The organism is Shewanella sp. 0m-6 (assembly GCF_052977325.1).
Genome location: NZ_JBRIMD010000003.1, coordinates 58,901 through 79,185 on the forward strand (window position 1 = coordinate 58,901; position 20,285 = coordinate 79,185).

Below are 20,285 nucleotides of genomic sequence, written 5' to 3' on the forward strand. Positions count from 1 at the left end.
ATTACCACAAGCCTTTGGATTTTACTCGTCGCGCTCGCTCCAGTTGAGTCTCTAAGTTAGGAGTCTCATCGTTCGCTGGCGCGCTGGCAGGTGTATGGGCTAATTGGCTAGATAGGCTTTTTATCTGCGCCATTAACTTGTCCTGCCCCTGTTTAAGCTGACTAAATTGCGCGGCTAAATCAAGTTCTGCATGAGGCTGCACAGTGTCAGCTACGGCGGGCAAGTTATTGAACAGTTTACTTAACTGCTCCTGCCCTTGTTGTAACTGCTCAAGTTGCTGCTCAATTGAGCTTAGGTTCAATGGCTCGCTTTGCTGATTAGGTAAGCTAGCGCCCTCAAGCATAGAGGTTAACTTTAGCCACTGCTGCTCAGATAAACCGTTATCTTCACTCGATTCTAAAGACAGGCCCGCTGAGCGGATCTGGCACACTAAGGTTTGGCAGTTCACCTTATCTTGTAGCAGAGTCTGAGTGAGCATAGACGGCAACTGCGGCGCCAATTCATGCAGGAATAATCCCGATAGATAGAGATCGCGATGAAACTGAATACGGCGCTGTAGCACGATATCAGTCTCATCATTACGCGCTTTTTCCTGCTGCTGCCAACCCCTTAGGGTTTTTATGGCGTAGCTGTGGCTGTCATAGATTTCAGGCTCTAGACCTACATTGAATCGAATGCGCATAAGGGTCCCTTTAAGCCGCGTCGCTTGGCTCTGCCGCGTGGTAGCAGCAGATCTCGCGTGATAGCGCTTCTTGCGGATCTTTCACCATTACAATCTTTTCGCCCAGCGACGGATACGCATCGCGGATCGCGCTTTCAATCAGCATCGCGCCGCCACCCACTAAGTAGATGCGGTTTGGATTACGGGTAAAGGTTTTAGCTTCATAGGCAACAGCCGCACCGAGCTCGGCAATCTTGTCTTCGATACGCTCCAGCACCCAGTCTACCTTGCTGATATCGTTAATGACTTCTTCAACAAACTCGCGGTTATGGCGGCGCTTAATGAGCTCGTTAGCCACTAAGTAACTCGCGTCGCTGTCTGCCGCAGATAAGGCTTTTCTCGCTGCGTTGGTGACCATAGACACGCCAATCTCAGCATTGCCATAAACAGCCGACACATCGTCAAATTCACCGACAATCACCCCCATATCTAAGGTGGTGCCGCCGCAATCAATCACCAAAGATTTAGCAAACTCGTTAACGCCTGAGTCCATCAGTGTGGTCAACACGGCCGGTAGGCTTTCTGGCAGCACTTCAACGTCAACAATGGTAAATAGCTCGCCCTTGTTAAGCGTAATTTCGCGCATCAAGTTGGCTTTCTTGCGGGCAATATTTTCTTCGTTTTTCTGACAATCGTCAGCTTTGTAGTACTCGGTGATGGGCAAGGTAACCAAAATACTGACAGGACCTGGCTTTACACCAGTTTGTAGCAGAGCATGGTGAACAGAAAGTAGGTTTAAGTCATCATATTGAAAGGCAACATGAGTGGTAGAAAGTGCTTTGTCAGATGTGGCATCGTAGGTGTATTTAGTCGATGCGATTTGGTAGTTAAATACTTTGCGATCACTGAGTAAAGCAGCACTTTTCCAGTCCTTACGAAAAGAGTTAGGTGAGGTAACACTACGCACTTGACCGTTGTCAATCCAGCTAATTTTTACATTGGTAGAGCCATCATCGATAGCAAATTTGGTCATGCTCGAATGCATTACAGTTCCTTAAAATAAACCCAATTTTGCAAATTAATGCGACCGCAACTTTGAAGAACTGAAATCTAAATGTGATTTATTTTTTAAGGCTGATATCTCAGTCGCAAACTTGATAGTTTGGCGCTTGAAAAAGCATCAATAATCGGTGGTGTAAATTGGCGGGTCAGTGGCTATACCATCACAGCTATGCAACCCCTATGTCATCACTGTTATGTGGTAGGGATTGTCGTAGGGATGGACATAGGGATGGCATAGCCTGAATGTCGGCAGATGAGCAGAGCGTTATTGTCGCCACGGCGAGTCATATTGGCTAATCGACACTGGCGTTAACAATGTTCCACTCGGGCAATTTTTGCTTAATATCTTCGCGTATTTTGTCACTATCGCCTCTAATCACGATATAGGGCGTATTGTTAAATACCGAGCTGGCAATCTGTTGTAGCTGTGCAGGGGTTAAGGCTGCCAACCTTGCAGCCTCTTTTTGCTCGCGCTCAGGTTCATAGCCGCGCACTAACTGCTTTATGCTATCGAACTCGACGGCGCGGTAGCTGGCTTGGCGTAGCATCTGCTGACTAGTGAGGTAGTTCTTTAAGGTACTGACCTCTGCCGTTGATGCCGGCGTTTGGCTTGCTAATGCTAAATGATCTAACACGCCGCTGATAAAGGCACCTGAGTGCTCAAGCTTAGTGCTGCCGTAAAACTTAAGTGTGCGTGATAGTGGATTATCAAAGCAGCGGCCATAGATGCCGTAGGTTAGCCCGCGCACTTCGCGTAGATCGTAGTAAAGCCGGCCTGAAAAACTGCGCCCAAGCCAGCTGGCCAGTAGTTTACAATCTTGAATGCTATCCTTGCTTGTGTCACTGGCATCCAGTGGGTAGCCGATACGTACCTGTGTTTGTACGCTACCAGGGGCATCGATGATAAACAGTGTCTTGTTATCATTGCTGATATCGACTGCAGGACTGATAGCTGGGATGACAGCAGGGCTAGAGTCCATCACGGCACTAGAACGCGTTGTCAATTTGCTGCTCGCCGCTGAGTTTGCGAGCTGGGCAGTAGAGATTAACGAGCTAAATTGCTTTGTCACCGCAGAAGTAAACTGCTTGTCTTGTCCAAGGCTTAGATTGGCAAACAGCGCCCAGTTAGATTGGGCAAAAATCGTGTCTCTGACTTGGTTAAGCTTGGTTAAGTCAAGCTCATCAGCAAGGGTTTTGTCGTTGAGCACTTGATTATAAACATGTTGCTCACCGAGGATTTTTTTAGCCCACACATCATCAATTTCGGCGCCACTGTAGGCATTGATATGTTTAGCCAACTTGAGTTGGCGGCGCACATTGGCGATGTCTATTTCGTTAAAACTGCCTATTTGGTTAACACTAGCGGCTTGCCAAAACTGCATTAACAACTCACTAGCAAGAGCGGGGGAGTCGGGGCAATCGATACTAATCGTCAGGCTGTGCATGCTTGGGCGAATACGCAGACTCTCAGCGCAGGCTAAGTTTGATTGCTGCGCTAAGTAGCGGGTTTTTTCGCGAAAAGCATTCACCAGCACATCAAGATTTGCCATCGGAGTTTGGCTATAAGCCACTAGCGACAGATGATTTAACCCAGAGGACGTATCGTCAAATAGGTACAGTTCAAGCTCTGGTTTTAACTGAGGCTCAAGTACAGAATCAGAATCAGCTTTAATTTCAATAGGCAGCACTACACGCTCAATGGGAGTGGCAGCTTGATAGGTTAGTGCGGCAATCTCTGGTGCGCCCTGCAACTTATCAAATATTGGCAGCTGCGGCTCAGCGGTTGGGGTAAATGTTATCTGGGTTTGCTGGCAGCCCAATAGACTTAACATTACGCTTAGCAGTAGCGTGCCACAGGTTAGTGGCTTAAGTTGTTGCTTCAGCGGTTTTTCAATATATGGCTTCATCACATTACTCCCTCTTCAAGGCTGTCGGTCATTCCCTTAGGCAAGAGTTCTAAAACTGACTTAGTGGCGCGAATATACCAAGGCGGAAGCAGGTCGAGACGCACCCCATTTTGGCTAAAATAGCCTTGGGCAATAGCTTGCAGTTGTGCAGGGGTGACGGCGTTAACTCTCTGCCACGGCCCGGTCAGTGGATGATGCTTATCTTGCGGGGCTGTGGCCGACAGTGCTTTTGCTAGTTGTGATGGTGAGTCTAAACGCGCTAGCGCTTTATTAAGCCAAATTTGTTTTAGCTGACACAGTTTGGCAGCTGATATCGGCTTGTCTGTCACTGTGTCGATTAAGCCCTGCACATTTTCAGTGAGCCTATCGAGCGAAGTGCGCGCGCGTGGCACTAATACTAAGTTAGTTACGCCGTGATGGGTCATCGTTAACGGGATAGAGTAACTTAACAGCTGGTCGGGGTCGTTAAGGCTAGTGCCTTGAATGAGGCTGCTTTTGTTTTGAAACAGATAGGCCTCAAGTAAGGCTAATCCGGCTGCATCGGGTGAGTTGCTCCCCGCAGTGTGCCACGCTAATAGCACCGCAGGCCAGGGGCCTCTCTCATCGATAATCTCACCATGCACAGGCTGTGGGGTTATCTTAAGATCACTTAATTGTGTCCGCTCAATGTTGGGTGCTTGCCAGTCACCAAACTGCTCATCTACCCAAGACTGGGTTTGAGCTGGAATATCGCCCACCAAGCTTAACTGCATGGCATCGGGGCGGTAATAGCGTTGATGAAAAGCGTTTAAGCTCTCGGGTGTGGCCGCTTTGACATCAGCCACGCTGCCAATCACCGCATGACCATAGGGCGTATTCTCAACTTGCGACAGTAAGAACTCCATCGCGCTGCGCACATAAGGCTGATTATCTATGCTGGTGGCCATCTCCTCGAGTACAGCAGCTTGCTGATTTTTTACCGTCGTCTCATTCAAGGTCGGATAACGAAAACGGTCGGCCTCAAGCCACAAACTCAGCTCGAGTGCTTGGGAGGGCACAGTTAAGTAGTAATTGGTGAAATCAAAAAAAGTGCTGGCATTAAACTGGCCACTTAAGGCGCTCATGGTTTGAGTATAACTGTCGCCGGGGGCATGTTTACTGCCCTTAAATAACATGTGTTCAAACAGGTGAGCATAACCGGTCTGGCCGTTAACTTCATTGCGGGAGCCCACATCAAACTGGCTGGCAATGGAAACGGCTTGTGTATCGTCTAAAGGCAGAACCCGAACTTGAAGACCATTATCAAGCAGACGATACTGCAATCGCTGCTCGGCATGAAATAGCGGCTGAGCAAGCGTGCTCAGCTCACAGGCTTTAGGCTCATGTGTGTCCTGGGCGCTCACGGGCAAAGAGAGCATGAGTATCGATAACGCAGTAATGGAGTGGGTTATTAATCGCTGCAATTTAGTTTTAATTCCTTTTAACGGCCTTTTTAGCATGAATAAACAGGCCAATTTATATCAGCTTAATCTACTGAATTATATAGGCGGTATCAGCTTAATCTACTGAATTATATAGGCGATATCAGCCAAGGTTTTATTTAATGCCGATACGTTTAGCGAGTCGGTGCAGGTTACCGGAGTCGACATCTAGCGCTCTGGCCGTTGCCGCCCAGTTGTTGCTGTTAGCGACTAATGTCTGGCTAATATATTGCGCCTGAAACGCTTCAGTAGCTTGTTTTAGCGTTTGCTCAATGGCTATTGTTTGGCGGGTTTGCGTTGCTGTTTTAAATGTTGTCTCAAGCTGCTGCTTGTCTTGACCACGCAAGTCAAAGTGTTGCGGGGTGATCACCGCAATATCTGACTGAGACTGCGCTCTGGACAATACCGCCGCGCGGCGCAAAACATGTTCAAGTTCTCGTACGTTACCCGGCCAATCATAGCTATTTAACAGGTTAATACTGTCAGGGCTTAATCTCAGGCTCTTTAAACCGAGCTTTTCTCTGCTATGCTCGACAAAAAAGCCGCTTAATAAGATTACATCGCCTTCGCGCTCGTTTAGTGGTGGCACTATGACTGGGAATACGCTTAAACGATGATAAAGATCGGCCCTAAAGCGTCCGGCCAAGACTTCTTGCTTGAGATCTTTATTGGTGGCGGCGATGATGCGCACATCAACCTTTAAGCTTTTATCAGAGCCGACTTTTTGTAAATCGCCATACTGTAATACCCGCAATAATTTTGACTGTAAGGACAGTGGTAATTCACCGATCTCATCTAAAAAGAGGGTGCCTTTATCGGCCGTCTCGAACTTTCCGCTACGATGGCTAATCGCGCCAGTAAAGGCGCCTTTTACATGACCAAATAACTCACTTTCAGCAACGGACTCAGGCAGGGCGGCGCAGTTTAAATACACCAGCGGTTTACCTGCTCGCAGCGAACGCTGGTGGATTGATTTGGCAACCAGTTCTTTACCGGTCCCCGTGTCACCTAAAATCAACACATTAAGGTCGGTACTGGCTACCACATTAAGCTCGTTTTGCAGTGTTTGGATAGCAGAGGATTGACCAATAATTTCCACTTCACTGTCTGAGCTATTGTGGTTGAACGATGGCGGCTCTTGAGATTGCAGCGCCTGTTTTTCTAGCTTTTCGATAAGCAGGGCATTGTTAAGTGATGCCGACGCGATAGCGCTTAAGGTGCGTAGCTCTTTATCGCTAAAGCTATTGAACTGCTCTGGGTCAAAACCGTCGATAGTGACCGCGCCGATAAGCGCGCCGTTAGCGACTAAAGGCAGGCCAATACAGGCGTGCACCATTAAATGGTCTTCTTGATGGGGAATTAAACCATCGTAAGGGTCGGGCAGTTTACTGTCGGCTGGAAATCTTACCACATCACCCGCGCGAGCGATGGCCTCAAGTCTTGGGTGCTCGCTCAATATAAAGCGCCTGCCAAGTACATCGGGACTCAAACCATCGATAGCCAGTGGGGTAAAATGTTTACCGCTAAATTGCAGCAGCGCGGCGGCGTCACAGTGCAGAGTTTGACGTATGGTATCAAGAAGTCTTGAGTATCTATCGTGATCTGACAGCCCTGATGTGATATCCAGTGCTATACGGGTAAGGTCGCTTTGACTCAGTGACATTGGCGCTCCAATTTCAGGTTAATTCGTTAACCTTGGACGAGTGTTTTAGCGTGCACATTCCAGTGTGCTGATACTAGGATCAGCCTAGGTCACTCGGGTGTGTCTTTTTAACAGTATTTAGCTATGGGCTGTCGATGTCAATTTTACACTTTGACTAAAGTTGGGGGAGTTAGATTGCATCTATGGCTGCTGGCCATCAAATTTCGTTTGAGCTTCAAGTTAGACGGCGTCTAACAATTAACATCGCGGCGCTTCGCCCGCAGTTATAGCTAATCAAACTACGTTTGATAAAAGGTCGTGAGCTTCCAGCTCACGACCCTAGTCAGGCGTAGCCTGATACCTTTAGCTTTGCTAGAACCTAGAACCTAGAACCTAGAACCTAGAACCTAGAACCTAGAACCTAGAACCTATTTATATAGCGAAGCATCACCCTTATTAGGCCGTGTCTTAAACCGCCTATGTAACCACATATACTGCGATTTATTGCGGCTAATAATCTCTTCGATAATCTTATTGCCACGCTTGGCATCTTCAATCTCATTTTCGCCGGGAAAGTTATCTAACGGCGGCTGGATCTCAATATTGTAGCCTGTGTCGTCACTATTACGCTCAACAAAGAAAGGCAACACTTTGGCTTTTCCCAGTCTGGATAGAGTGGTGGCGCCGGTGATCGTTGCGGCTTCGGGTACATTAAAGAAGGGGATGAAAGTGGCGCTTGAACGGCCAAAATCTTGGTCGGCGGTATACCAGATAACGTTAGGCTCGCGCAGGCTGCGTACCATCTGGCGTAGGTCGCGTTTGGGGACTAAGGCTTTGTTCGAGCGGAGCCGACCTTTAACCTGTAAGTATTCCATCACCGGATTATTGTGCGGGCGATACACGCCAACACCGGGCTGGAACTGACCAAAAATACGGGCGCCCATCTCTAGAGGCAGACAATGGACCGCAAACAGAATCACGCCTTGACCACTTTCTAATGTCTGCTCGACATACTCTTGGCCTTTTATTGTCATGTGTTGCTGAATTTTTTCATCAGACCACCACCAAGCATTTGCGGTATCGAAGATAGCTTTGCCTGTTTGCTCGAAGTTCTCTTTGAGCAACTGGTCGACTTCATTCTTGGGCATATCAGGGAAACACAGTTCTAGATTACGCCTTGCGGTCTTAGCGCGTCCGCCGACGAGCTTCATTCCTAAGCGACCAAGTGCTGTGCCCATTTTCATCTGAATTCGAAGCGGTAATAGCTGAGTTAAACGCATAAAGCCGACGCCTAACCATATAAGCCAATACTTAGGGTGATAAAGGTGAGATGTAAATTGCGCTTTTTCTACCACGTAATTCTCGAGTCCATTGAAAAATTACTCATTATTCTAACTCAAAAGCGATTAGAATTAGGTACAATCACAATTAAATTTTGCGAAAGATATAGGCACTATGAAGATTTCTCTGCCAGCATTTGAAAAAGCCAAGGTTCTCGTTGTCGGTGACGTAATGTTAGATCGCTATTGGGCGGGCTCTACCGCGCGGATCTCACCTGAAGCTCCTGTTCCTGTAGTTAAAGTTGAACAGCTTGAGGATCGACCAGGCGGCGCAGCTAATGTGGCAATCAATATTGCAACTCTAGGTGGCAGTGCAAGTCTTGCGGGTATTGTGGGTGAAGATGAAACCGCTGACGCGCTTACTCTAGGCATTCAGACCCTTGGGGTCGAGCCGAACTGGCATAAAGTGGCTGGCAAACCGACTATCACTAAGCTGCGTGTTATGTCGCGTAACCAGCAGTTATTGCGTTTAGATTTTGAAGAAAACTACTCTGAAGCTGAGAGTGAAGCGCTGTTAGCACAAACCTTGCCGGAACTGGATAAGGTCGATGTCGCGGTGTTATCTGATTACGCTAAAGGGGCATTAATTTCGCCACAAAGCTTTATTGCCGCCGCTAACGCGAAAGGCGTAAAAGTGTTGGTCGATCCTAAAGGTAGTGATTTTGCAAAATATCGCGGCGCGTACCTGTTGACGCCAAATATGAGTGAGTTTGAAGTGGTGGTGGGCAAGGTTGAGTCTGAGTCGGACTTAGTGACTAAAGCGCAAGGTCTGCTTGAGGCGTATGACTTTACCGCTATGCTAGTGACTCGCTCTGAAAAAGGCATGACCTTGATTACTCGCGACCAACCTGAGCTACATATTCCTACCGTTGCTCGTGAAGTTTTTGATGTAACGGGCGCGGGTGACACGGTGATTTCAGCTTTAGCAACCGCCATTGCCGCGGGCAGTGATTTGCCGCAGGCCTGTGCTATCGCGAACACGGCAGCAGGCATCGTAGTGGCTAAACTTGGCACCTCGACGGTGACCCGCCTTGAGCTAATTGAAGCGTTATCGCTTAATCATGGTGAGTCTGGTTTTGGGGCGGTCAGCGAAGATCAACTGGCCTATGCGCTTGAGCAGGCAAAGCTACGCGGTGAGCGTGTGGTGATGACCAATGGCTGTTTTGATATCTTGCATGCAGGCCATGTGAGTTACTTACAACAGGCTCGCGCTTTGGGCGATCGCTTAATTGTGGCGGTAAATACTGACGCATCGGTTAAACGCCTTAAAGGTGAAGGCCGCCCGGTTAACACCGAAGATAGACGCATGACGGTATTGGCAGCCCTTGCCTCGGTGGATTGGGTGGTACCGTTTAGCGAAGATACACCGCAACGTATTATCTCTCGCTTACTGCCAGACCTATTGGTTAAAGGTGGCGATTATAAAGTGGAAGATATTGCCGGTGGCAGCGAGGTCATGGCCGCCGGTGGTCAGGTCAAAGTCTTGTGCTTTGAAGACGGTATTTCAACCACGGCGATTATCCAAAATATCATGGCTAATCAGTAGTATTAACGTTATATGATGAGCTCGCTTGCCGTCACTTTTGCGCTCAGTGTCGGTACTGCAAGTGGCTTTTTATGGACAGATATAGGTCCTAAAAAAGCCCTTGTTTGCGAGCTAAATCTGCTTGAAACTTGTGTTACCCAGCTTCCGCCATCAGCTCGTCGTCAACTTCCCACTCGGCTCAACGATTTACACTATCTACTCGGTCAGCGGGGCGCGATGGTGCTGCCTCTACGCCATGATCATATTGCTGGTTTGGTGATCACTGATTATGAGCAATTACCGCGTAGCCAAACGATTAATTGGGGCATGGGCCACTTCTCCTTGCCGCTTAAACAGCAGGCGCAATTAACTTATTGGCACGAGCTTGGGCATCTGTATGCCATTGACGCGCTAAGTCGTCAGGGGCAAACGATTACAAGCCCATATCAGCACGAGTGGTTGGCGGATCTGTATTTGGTTTGGCGCATTGCGCTTGAGACTCAAAGTTTAGATCTCGCATGGCAGCAGTACCATAGACGTAATCTCGCGGTGATGGCTGACAGTGAGTTTATATCCCACTGGTCGGTGCCCGTGCTCGCGCAGGTACTTGCGCATTATTCACTTGAGCAGCTAAATCAATTTGACAGTTTTAATGACTTTTGGCGCGACATATCGCCTCGACTCGTGCTGCATGACAAAGATACCCTCAATGAGTTTTCTAGCCTTATGCAGCGCACTTTTGGTGCGGGAACGGTGCAACCTTTGCCGGGTTATATCTATTGGCGCAAAGCAAAATTGGGCGAGTATTTAACGCCAACCTTGGTTGAGGTGATGGGGCAAACTGCAGCCGCTGACTGGCTTAGCTCGCAACAGATGACGGCTGAGTAAGAGCTGAATGAGAGCTGAATGGAAGTGATTGATTTAGGCATTGATAAAGTACTTTTGCTACAGTATCGCCATATCGATTTCAGTGAAGTGGTGTTATGGCAAAGCGTACTAAAATCCAAACTAAACAGACCATACAACAGATCCTCGATGAGGCGATGAAGCAGATTTTAGATCTGGGTTACGATGCCATGTCATATTCAACTTTGTCTGAGGCAACTGGCATTAGCCGTACCGGGATCAGCCATCACTTTCCCCATAAAATCGACTTCCTAAAACAGTTAGACTCACGCATCGCAAACCTGTTTATCGAACGCTTAGACTTCTCCTGTATTCAGTCATTACAAAATTCGTGGAAAGCCTCATTAAAGCTACCTTACTTTAGATCGATTATCCGTTTGTTCTTTGCCATTTGTGGCTCTAACCAGGTGCATGTTGAGCGTTATAACGCTATCAGCTTGGCCAGTGAAACGGCCGTAAAGGAATTGGGCGAGCAGGGAAGGTTACTGGTTAACGCTTTGGTTGGTCAGAGCGCGTTAGTGCTATTTGGCGAGCCCAATGAGGTTACCCGTTAGTATAGAGTCCACGATAAAAAGGCCGCAATTGCGGCCTTTTTAATGAGCATTAATTTAGTATTAGAAGTGCCACTGCAGGTAAACACTCTGATAGTTACTGCCGCCACTGATCCGACCGAAGGCTGAGCTCGACTCGAAGATCCCCGATCTATGATGGATGCTGTAACCAAACCACATGTTATCTAACTTAGCGGAATTAAAAATATCCCCCACATTGACGTCGAGTGAAAAGTCTAGGTAGTTAAGTAATTTAGAGGGTTTGTAATCTTTGATCTCTAGCTCACTGCCCTCGATATGGGTCACGCTACTGACGTAAGATAAGCCTTCTGCGACACCCAGTCTAAAGCGTGGACCAATCTCAAAGGTATAAAATGCCTTAATAGCAATGACGGCTTCGGCAATATCATTTTGCACTTCTGAGCTATGATGCCAAACAAGTCCCGGAGTGAGGTACATATCGATAGGCAGAGTAAACAAATTGTCGGTGAGCTGAGTACCATAAAATGCCGAGGTCATCTGGTTATTGTATGGGTCGGTCTTGGTTTGCCATTTCAAGATGGCATTAAGGTTGGATGGTGTTGCCCAGCCGTGGGCGATGCGGATATATTCGCTACCCTCTTTACGCTTAGTGGGGGCTGGTTGCGCTGAGTATTTTTTGCTATTAGGTTCAGGGAAGAAACCAAAGCCTAAGAATGACTCATATTGAAAGCGGTTATTAATGGTTGGCAAGTTGTAGACATCGTCTTCGAGACGACCAACGCCAAACTGTCCGAGCAGATATAGGTTGCTGAACACATGGTAGCGTGCTTTCACACCGGCGTTAACACTCACACCACCGCCTACATCGTATTGATTTAAGCCGTAGTAGTAGTCATTAAAATCAGCGCTTTTCCATTGAAATTCTGCATAAGGCTTGACTCTCCAGTCACCAGACTCCCAGTGATATTGGGTGCGGCTATAGGCATAGCTGCGTTTATGAGAGTCGGATAAAAAGGCCAGGTCAACATCCCACTCATCTTTAACGAAGCGATATTGTAATCCAAAATCAAAGGCTTGAGATTGGGTGTCGTTTTGCAGTTCTTTGGGGATGTCGACAAAACGAAAACGGGTGTAGAGGTTGATCTGATGGTTGTCGTTTTTCCAGATATGACCCGCAGCTTCCATTCCATTAATGTAGAAATAATCATTTTTAAAATAGATTAAAGGCAGGGTGTCGTATACCTCATCGTCTTCGGTTGCATAAGGAATATCGCCGCGGCGCATGCCAATGCCTATGCCCCAGTTATCGCTCCATTGCACTTTTGTGTCTTGCGCTAATTCGACGGGGGGCGGGGGCATTTTTGTTTGCTGGCTATTTTCTGCGGCCTGCAATGCGCTCATTGGTGCTAATAGTGTAAGGGGGAGCAACGAAAGCATTTTTTTTATCATATTATTTTCTTTTTAGCGCGGGGTACTGTGAGCTAGAGTACTGCTTTTTAACCGTGAATTACATAATTTTAACAACGACAAGTTAAATAGAACTTAATACCAATGTGGAATAAAAATAAAAGGCCGCATTGGCGGCCTTTTGGTGTTTAGCGATTAAACATTACTGCTAGTCAGCTTCTTTTAAGCTCTGTGTTAGCTCCACAATGGCCTTCTTACCATCGCCAAACAACATCAATGCGTTGTCCATGGCAAATAGCGGGTTAGGCAAGCCAGCAAAGCCTGGGCTCAATGAGCGCTTAACCACAACCACTGTTTTGGCTTTATCGACGTTAAGAATAGGCATGCCGTAAATTGGACTGCCCTTATCTTCACGCGCCATTGGGTTGGTTACGTCATTGGCGCCAATCACAATCGCGACGTCAGTCTGTTCGAACTGTGGGTTGATCTCATCCATCTCAATCAACTGCTCGTAAGGCACTTCAGCTTCAGCAAGTAAGACGTTCATGTGACCAGGCATACGCCCTGCAACTGGGTGAATCGCATACAGCACCTGTGTGCCACGTGCTTCCATCACCGAGGCCAATTCACGCACGGCGTGCTGTGCTTGCGCCATGGCTAAACCGTAACCTGGAACAATCACTACGCGCTCGGCAGTTTCTAGTAGCATGGCCACTTCTTCTGGTGAAGATGACGTCACTTTACCCGCGTAGACTTCGTCGGCATCAATGGTTTCACCGCCTTCAGCCATCACACCAAACAGGACGTTAAACAGTGAGCGGTTCATGGCTTTACACATGATTTGCGTCAGGATAATACCCGATGCACCAACCAATGAGCCCGATACAATCAGTACTGTGTTGCCAGTGATGAAACCTGTGGTCGCTGCTGCAATACCTGAATATGAGTTAAGTAAAGCAATAACCACTGGCATGTCTGCGCCGCCAATGGGTACCACAAGTAGCAAGCCTAGAACCAGTGACACTGCGACCAAGGCGTAGATCAGGTTGATGTTGCTTGGATCCATGACGATAGCGATAGCAAGACCAATGGCACTGATAAGCAATAGTGCATTAAGCACCTTGTTGCCCGGCACCTTGATCGGGTTACCTGAAATCAGTTCTTGCAGCTTTGCAAACGCAACAAATGAGCCCGAAAGCGTGACCGCACCAATAATCACAGTCGCGGCAATAGACACAAGTGCAACCGTATGAGTTGCTGAGGTTGGATCAAGGAAGTTAGCCAATGCAATAAACAGTGACGCACCGCCGCCGAAGCCGTTTAGCATCGCAACCATTTGTGGCATTGAGGTCACTTGAATTTTGGTCGCCATAACAGCACCAATCGAGCCACCCAGTAACACACCAGCAATAATCCACTCGTAGCTTAAAATGCTTTGGTCAAACAGGGTGACCACTACCGCGATAAACATACCGAGCGCTGAAAGCTGGTTACCCCTAACGGCTGTACGTGGTCTAGTTAGCCCTTTAATACCTAAGATGAATAAGCATGAAGCTACCAAGTAGGCGAGGTAAATAATCGTCGTACTCATAGTGGCTTATTTCCTTTTAAACATGGCTAGCATGCGGTTGGTTACCATGTAACCGCCCACAACATTGATAGTGGCAAGTACCACAGCGACAAAGCCGAGTACGTTCACCCAAATACCAGCGCCAGAACCTGCTGACAACAGCGCGCCCACAAGCGAGATCCCTGAGATCGCATTTGAACCCGACATTAATGGCGTGTGCAGAGTAGGTGGCACCTTAGTGATCATCTCGACGCCTAAGAACACCGCAACCACAAATAGGGTCAATAGCAGTAAAATTTCCATTATTTAGCCTCCGGAGCTGTTTCAACTGGACTTTCTGCTGGACTGTCAACTTGGCTTGCAACGTCAAGCGCGGGTAAGCCTAAAAGCTCACGTAAACGCGCGCTAGTAACCTGACCTTGGTGAGCCACAACCGTGTCTTTTACGATCTCATCTTCAAAGTCGAGGTTTAACTCACCTTCTTTGCTGACAAGTAGCTTAAGTAAGTTGTCAATATTGGTACCGTACATCTGACTGGCATGGTTTGCTGCTGTGCCAGGGACGTTTGATGGCCCCAAAATGGTTACACCTTTGTAAACCACCTCTTTATCAAGTTCGGTCAGTTCACAGTTACCACCGGTCTCAGCTGCGAGGTCGACAATAATGGTGCCGCGCTTCATGCCATCGACCATCTCTTTGGTGATAAGTATTGGTGCTTTACGGCCGGGGATAGCAGCGGTGGTGATAACGATATCTTGCTGAGCAAGTACGTTGGCCATTGCTTGCTGTTGGCGCTTAAGGAAGTCATCAGACTGCTCTGCAGCGTAACCACCTTTGGTTTCGGTATTTTCGGTTTCTAGATCGAGCTCAACAGGTTTGGCGCCTACCGAGATAATCTGTTCCCGTGCAGCGGGACGAATATCGTAAGCCTCAACCACAGCGCCTAAGCGTTTTGCAGTCGCACAAGCTTGAAGGCCTGCTACACCCACGCCCATGATAAAGGCGCGCGCAGGTTTTAGGGTGCCCGCTGCTGTCATCATCATGGGGAATAAACGCGGCGCTTTATGCGCAGCAAGTAACACCGCCTTATAGCCTGCGATTGTAGCCATTGAAGACAGAATATCCATGCTTTGTGCGCGAGTGATCCGTGGCACAAGTTCAAGTGCAATTGCGGTCGCACCAGTATCTGCAATCGCCTGGGCATTTTCGGGATGCGCTAGCGGATCCATCATGCCTATGACAATTTGCTGTGGCTTGATAAGCGATGTGAGTTCTGCGAGCTGTTCATCTTTTGCATTCACCACCGTGATGATGTCAGCGTCACTCAGAACTTGTTCGCGAGACACAATCGATGCGCCTGCTTGGATATAGTCTTCATCAGTAAAACCAGCATTGCTACCAGCGCCACTTTCAACAAGAACTTGTAGATTATTTTTAAGTAGTCGAGCCACATTGGCAGGAATAATCGCAACGCGACTTTCACCTGCGTGACTTTCTTTGGGTAGACCTAGCTTCACAAAGGTAAACCTCTCAGTTGAGGACATTAGTAGGAACAGATGTCATTTATTTTTCAGGGTGCATATTGTGGCGACTCTGGATTTAGACACAAGCGCATATTTTTCAATATCCTATTTTCAGGACTGGTCAGACTGAAAAGTTTGCGCTGCGACACACTTTTGAATAGAAGTTTGCACTCGCAAACCCTAGACCAAATGGTTTATTTGAACCGCTAGTTACTTTTGTAGCTTAATTTTTGAACTTTGTATATTCCAAAATCGAATTAAAAATCAGCTTTTATTCTTTTTTTCTTTTTCAGCGAGGGGATAAGCTTGCCTACATTACACTGATACAGGGCCGTTTCCATGTTGTTAAAAGAGCTTTCATCACTCGCTTCGCCGCTTTCTGCTGGCCAAGTGGACAAGTTAAAGCAGCTCACTGCAGAGCTGAGTGCCGTTCAACTTGCTTGGGTTAGTGGCTATCTTGCTGCAACGTCTGAGCAAGGATCGGCGGGAGTACCACAAGCCGCGGGAAGCTCGCAAGCGGGTACAGAGCAAACTATTACCATTCTTTACGGAAGCCAAACGGGTAACGGTAGAGGAGTGGCAACTGAACTCGCCGAAAAAGCGCAGGCACAGGGCTATGCGGTCAACCTAGTGTCTATGGGTGACTATAAGACGCGTCAACTTAAACAAGAGAACTTACTGCTGTTAGTTGTGAGTACTCATGGTGAAGGTGAGGCGCCTGATGATGCTATTGAGCTGCACAAATTCTTAAGCTCTAAGCGCGCCCCTAAACTGGATAACCTTAATTACTCGGTGCTGGCATTGGGTGATTCAAGTTATGAGTTTTTCTGTCAAACCGGTAAAGACTTTGAGTCTCGCCTTAACGCATTAGGCGCGAGCGCTATTGCGCCATTGGTTGAGTGTGATGTGGATTACGAGGAACAATCACAGCAGTGGCAAGCGGATGTGCTAGAGGCGGTTAAGCCCTTGGTACAGAGCACGAGCGCAAGCGTGGTTTCAATTGCCAGCACCCAAGCTGTGACCTCAAGTTTTAGTAAACAAAAGCCTTACACCGCAGAGCTGCTTGTGAGTCAAAAGCTGACTGGCAGAGACTCAGATAGAGATGTTCGCCATGTTGAAATTGAGCTGGGTGAGTCGGGTATTGAATATCAAGCTGGTGATGCCTTAGGGGTGTGGTTTACCAACTCTCCAAGCTTGGTCTCAGAACTCATTGAAGCTTTGAAACTTGATGCTGATGAGCAGGTTAGTGTGGGTAAAGAGACCTTAACGCTTCAGGATGCGTTAACGAACAAGAAAGAGCTGACTCAACTTTACCCGGGCTTAGTGTCGGGATGGGCTGAGTTTAGTCAAGATCAAGCATTACTCGCAATCAGTGCGGATAAATCGTTAACCCGTGAGTTTGTTAATAACAACCAGGTGGCTGACTTAGTGCGCCAATACCCTGCGTCTGTGAGCGCCGAGCAATTTGTTGGCTTGCTACGCGGTATTACCCCAAGACTTTACTCTATCGCATCTAGTCAGGCTGAAGTTGAGTCTGAAGTGCACTTAACGGTGGCATTAGTTGAAGATGACCGTGACGGCGTAGCGCGTTTTGGCGGAGCGTCTCAGTTCTTGGCGAGCGCGGAGGAAGGTCAAGAAGTGCAGGTGTACGTAGAGCCTAATAACCACTTTCGTTTACCTGAAAATCCAGACACGCCAGTGATCATGGTCGGTCCTGGCACCGGTGTGGCACCTTTTAGAGCTTTCATGCAGCAACGGGCTGAGCAGGGCGCTCAAGGCAGTGCTTGGTTGTTCTTTGGTAACCCGCATTTCGAGCAAGATTTCCTTTATCAAACTGAGTGGCAGCAATACCTGCAATCAGGTCTGTTATCTCGAATCGATTTGGCCTTTTCTCGTGATCAAGACCATAAAGTGTATGTGCAGCATAAGATTGCCGAACAAGGCGAGGCACTGTGGCAGTGGTTAGAATCTGGCGCGCATTTCTATATCTGTGGTGATGCTGAGCGTATGGCGAAAGATGTACATCAAGCCCTGTTAGATCTTGTTGTTGAGCACGGTGGTAAAAGCAAAGAGCAAGCGGCTGAATATTTAGAAGCACTGCGAGCGGCTAAACGTTACCAAAAAGATGTCTATTAAGACTCAGCGTTAAACGAGCACGCAATGATGAGCGCCGCTAGGGTGTAACTGGCGCGAGAGCAGAACAGAATTTGAAGAGAGTACCTTGCTATGAGTGAGCAAAAGTTAGCAGTAAATGAATACCTAAAAACCGACAGTGATTATCTGCGCGGTACGATTCAAGAAGGTTTAGACACCGCAGTAACGGGTGCGTTTAGTGAAGGCGATCAACAGTTGATCAAATTCCATGGCTTTTATCAGCAGGACGACCGTGACTTACGTAACGAGCGAAAAGAGCAAAAACTTGAGCCTCTATATAGCTTTATGTTGCGTGCCCGTGTGGTCGGTGGCGTGTGTTCGCCAGAGCAGTGGTTGGCGGTTGATAAAATAGCCTCGAACTTGACGAGCTCAAACAGCATCCGTTTAACCACGCGTCAAACGTTCCAGTATCACGGTATTCCAAAGCGTAATCTTAAGACGATTATTCAAGATCTCGACAAAGAGGCGCTGGACTCTATCGCGGCATGTGGTGATGTAAACCGTAACGTGATGTGTAACCCAAACCCTGTAGAGTCCAAGTTGCATCAACAAGCTTACGCTTATGCAAAGCAGCTGTCAGATAACATGTTGCCGCATACTAAAGCCTACGCTGAGATCTGGCTAGACGATGAAAAATTAGTGACCACAGAAGGTGAAGAGGTGGAGCCTGTTTACGGTAAAACCTACCTACCACGCAAATTTAAGATGGCGGTTGCCGTACCGCCAGATAATGATGTGGATGTTTACACTAATGATCTGGGCTTTATTGCTGTAGCCGAAGGCGATGAGTTGGTTGGCTTTAATATGGTTGCCGGCGGCGGCATGGGCTCAACTCATGGTGAAGTCTCGACCTTCCCACGTTTGGCCGACGACTTTGGCTATATCAAGGCCGAAGACACCTTAAAGTTTGCCGAAGCGGTAATGACGATTCAGCGTGACTGGGGTAATCGTGAAAACCGTAAATTATCACGCTTAAAGTACACCATTGTTAAACATGGTTTTGACACTTTTAAAGCTGAAATTGAAGCGCGCACGGGCATTAAGTTTGAACCTAAGCGTGATGTAGTGATTGGCGATCGCGGTGATCGCTATGGCTGGAAGCAAGGTGTAGATGATAACTGGCACTTAACGCTATTTATTGAAGGCGGCCGCGTTACAGATCTACCGGGTCAGCCGCTGCAAACAGGCCTGAGAGAAATTGCGAAAATTCACCAGGGTGATTTTCGTATGACCTCAAACCAGAACATTATTATTGCGGGTGTACCGAGTGCAGACAAAGAGCAGATTGAAGGTTTAGCAAGGCAGCATGGCTTACTTGGCAAGCTTATTACCGAAACCCGCGGTCACTCTATTGCTTGTGTGGCACTGCCAACGTGTGCGCTTGCTATGGCAGAAGCCGAGCGCTATTTCCCTGACTTTCTGACTAAGGTTGAAGGCTTGCAAGAAAAGCATGGTTTCCTCGACCAAGGCATTGTTATTCGTATGACGGGGTGCCCCAATGGTTGTGCAAGACCCTTTGCCGCTGAAATTGGTTTAGTCGGTAAAGCGCCGGGTCGCTACAACCTCTATTTAGGCGCTAGCTTTGAAGGCACCCGCTTGAATAAATTATATCGTGAGAATATCCAGGAAGCGGAGATCCTTGCGGAGTTAGATACCCTGTTTGCGCAATATGTATCACAGCGCCAGGCGGGTGAAACTTTTGGTAACTATACCGTGCGTAGTGGCGTAGTTGCAGCTGTGAACGATGCGGCTAAGGACTTTCATGGTTGATACCCACAATGTTGTTGATTCTGTGATTACGGCGGACGCGCTTAGCGCGTTATTAAGCGCGCCGAAAGTAGAGCAACAAGCTGAATTAAAACGCGTCAATGAATTTTTAGCTGAGTTGACACCCGTCCAGCGCGTGCGCTGGGCATTGGCATACTTGCCGGGTAAGCATGCATTATCGTCAAGTTTTGGTATTCAAGCGGCGGTGATGTTGCATATGGTTAGCGCTGAAAAGGCAGATATTCCAGTACTGCTCACCGATACGGGTTACCTATTTAGCGAAACCTATCAATTTATCGACGAGTTGACTGCAAGGCTCTCGCTTAATCTCAAGGTGTATGCATCGCCTTATAGCGCGGCATGGCAAGAAGCGCGCTTTGGTAAGTTGTGGGAGCAAGACTTAGATGGTCTGGATAAATATAACCAGATCAACAAAGTAGAACCTATGCAACGTGCCTTGGCTGAGCAAGAGGTCGGTACCTGGTTTGCGGGGTTGAGACGTTCTCAATCGAGTACTCGTGAGGCTCTGCCAATTTTGGCGATTCATGGACAGCGCTATAAAATTCTACCGATCATTGATTGGAGCAATAAACAGGTGCATGAGTACTTAACCGAGTTTGAGCTGCCTTATCACCCATTATGGGAGCAAGGTTATGTCTCTGTGGGCGACACCCATTCGAGTAAACCCCTAGAGCTGGGAATGAGTGAAGAGGAAACGCGTTTTAATGGATTAAAGCGTGAATGTGGTCTGCACTACGACATTTAGTGATAGAAACAGGCTAAGCAGAGTAATCGCCATAACAAGTGGTACAAACGTGCCATTTGTAG

Annotated in this window: 16 protein-coding genes; 6 read left to right on the plus strand and 10 right to left on the minus strand. The window is 47.8% G+C overall.

What is annotated here, in order from left to right:
• Position 1 precedes the first annotated feature (1 nt).
• The 6 genes from ACVBJC_RS03080 to ACVBJC_RS03105 all read right to left on the minus strand — a co-directional run bounded on the left by ACVBJC_RS03080 (position 2) and on the right by ACVBJC_RS03105 (position 8,087).
• The gene (locus tag ACVBJC_RS03080; protein WP_447159414.1) at positions 2-682 is read right to left on the minus strand and encodes a hypothetical protein; all 681 of its coding nucleotides are present in this window, start codon (positions 680-682) and stop codon (positions 2-4) included.
• A gap of 10 nt (positions 683-692) precedes the next feature.
• On the minus strand, positions 693-1,706 hold the full coding sequence (parM, locus tag ACVBJC_RS03085; RefSeq protein ID WP_447159415.1) for a plasmid segregation protein ParM domain-containing protein: 1,014 nt from the start codon (positions 1,704-1,706) through the stop codon (positions 693-695).
• A 310-nt stretch (positions 1,707-2,016) separates the two neighbouring features.
• Positions 2,017-3,630, minus strand: coding sequence for a M16 family metallopeptidase (locus ACVBJC_RS03090; protein ID WP_447159416.1), 1,614 nt, complete (start codon positions 3,628-3,630; stop codon positions 2,017-2,019).
• Complete coding sequence (locus ACVBJC_RS03095) at positions 3,630-5,027, minus strand: M16 family metallopeptidase (RefSeq protein ID WP_447159576.1); 1,398 nt, start codon at positions 5,025-5,027, stop codon at positions 3,630-3,632. The genes ACVBJC_RS03090 and ACVBJC_RS03095 overlap by 1 nt, the downstream gene beginning before the upstream one ends.
• A 178-nt stretch (positions 5,028-5,205) precedes the next feature.
• On the minus strand, positions 5,206-6,753 hold the full coding sequence (gene norR / locus ACVBJC_RS03100; protein WP_447159417.1) for a nitric oxide reductase transcriptional regulator NorR: 1,548 nt from the start codon (positions 6,751-6,753) through the stop codon (positions 5,206-5,208).
• A gap of 407 nt (positions 6,754-7,160) precedes the next feature.
• Positions 7,161-8,087, minus strand: a complete 927-nt coding sequence (locus ACVBJC_RS03105) for an LpxL/LpxP family Kdo(2)-lipid IV(A) lauroyl/palmitoleoyl acyltransferase (RefSeq protein ID WP_447159418.1) — start codon at positions 8,085-8,087, stop codon at positions 7,161-7,163.
• A 100-nt stretch (positions 8,088-8,187) separates the two neighbouring features.
• On the opposite strand from ACVBJC_RS03105, the gene hldE reads away from it, so the two are divergent.
• The 3 genes from hldE to ACVBJC_RS03120 all read left to right on the plus strand — a co-directional run bounded on the left by hldE (position 8,188) and on the right by ACVBJC_RS03120 (position 11,057).
• Positions 8,188-9,618, plus strand: coding sequence for a bifunctional D-glycero-beta-D-manno-heptose-7-phosphate kinase/D-glycero-beta-D-manno-heptose 1-phosphate adenylyltransferase HldE (gene hldE, locus ACVBJC_RS03110; RefSeq protein ID WP_447159419.1), 1,431 nt, complete (start codon positions 8,188-8,190; stop codon positions 9,616-9,618).
• Between the two features lie 15 nt (positions 9,619-9,633).
• Complete coding sequence (locus tag ACVBJC_RS03115; protein WP_447170565.1) at positions 9,634-10,485, plus strand: hypothetical protein; 852 nt, start codon at positions 9,634-9,636, stop codon at positions 10,483-10,485.
• 95 nt (positions 10,486-10,580) lie between these two features.
• Positions 10,581-11,057: a TetR family transcriptional regulator gene (locus ACVBJC_RS03120; protein WP_447159421.1), complete on the plus strand. Its 477-nt coding sequence runs from the start codon at positions 10,581-10,583 to the stop codon at positions 11,055-11,057.
• A 60-nt stretch (positions 11,058-11,117) separates the two neighbouring features.
• On the opposite strand, the gene ACVBJC_RS03125 is transcribed toward ACVBJC_RS03120, so the two are convergent.
• The 4 genes from ACVBJC_RS03125 to ACVBJC_RS03140 all read right to left on the minus strand — a co-directional run bounded on the left by ACVBJC_RS03125 (position 11,118) and on the right by ACVBJC_RS03140 (position 15,530).
• Complete coding sequence (locus ACVBJC_RS03125; protein ID WP_447159422.1) at positions 11,118-12,485, minus strand: MipA/OmpV family protein; 1,368 nt, start codon at positions 12,483-12,485, stop codon at positions 11,118-11,120.
• A 166-nt stretch (positions 12,486-12,651) separates the two neighbouring features.
• Positions 12,652-14,034, minus strand: a complete 1,383-nt coding sequence (locus tag ACVBJC_RS03130; protein WP_447159423.1) for an NAD(P)(+) transhydrogenase (Re/Si-specific) subunit beta — start codon at positions 14,032-14,034, stop codon at positions 12,652-12,654.
• Between the two features lie 6 nt (positions 14,035-14,040).
• Positions 14,041-14,316: an NAD(P) transhydrogenase subunit alpha gene (locus ACVBJC_RS03135; protein ID WP_447159424.1), complete on the minus strand. Its 276-nt coding sequence runs from the start codon at positions 14,314-14,316 to the stop codon at positions 14,041-14,043.
• Positions 14,316-15,530: a Re/Si-specific NAD(P)(+) transhydrogenase subunit alpha gene (locus ACVBJC_RS03140; protein WP_447159425.1), complete on the minus strand. Its 1,215-nt coding sequence runs from the start codon at positions 15,528-15,530 to the stop codon at positions 14,316-14,318. Before ACVBJC_RS03140 ends, ACVBJC_RS03135 begins: the two co-directional genes overlap by 1 nt.
• Before the next feature lie 345 nt (positions 15,531-15,875).
• Here ACVBJC_RS03140 and ACVBJC_RS03145 point away from each other — a divergent pair, with 345 nt between their 5' ends.
• From ACVBJC_RS03145 to ACVBJC_RS03155, 3 genes are all read left to right on the plus strand, one after another.
• A complete protein-coding gene (locus ACVBJC_RS03145; RefSeq protein WP_447159426.1) occupies positions 15,876-17,672 on the plus strand; it encodes an assimilatory sulfite reductase (NADPH) flavoprotein subunit in 1,797 nt (598 codons plus the stop codon).
• A 90-nt stretch (positions 17,673-17,762) separates the two neighbouring features.
• Positions 17,763-19,460 carry an assimilatory sulfite reductase (NADPH) hemoprotein subunit gene (cysI, locus tag ACVBJC_RS03150; RefSeq protein WP_447159427.1) on the plus strand — a complete coding sequence of 566 codons (1,698 nt, stop codon included), beginning with the start codon at positions 17,763-17,765 and terminating at the stop codon, positions 19,458-19,460.
• Complete coding sequence (locus tag ACVBJC_RS03155; RefSeq protein WP_447159428.1) at positions 19,453-20,223, plus strand: phosphoadenylyl-sulfate reductase; 771 nt, start codon at positions 19,453-19,455, stop codon at positions 20,221-20,223. Before cysI ends, ACVBJC_RS03155 begins: the two co-directional genes overlap by 8 nt.
• Positions 20,224-20,285: the final 62 nt, after the last annotated feature.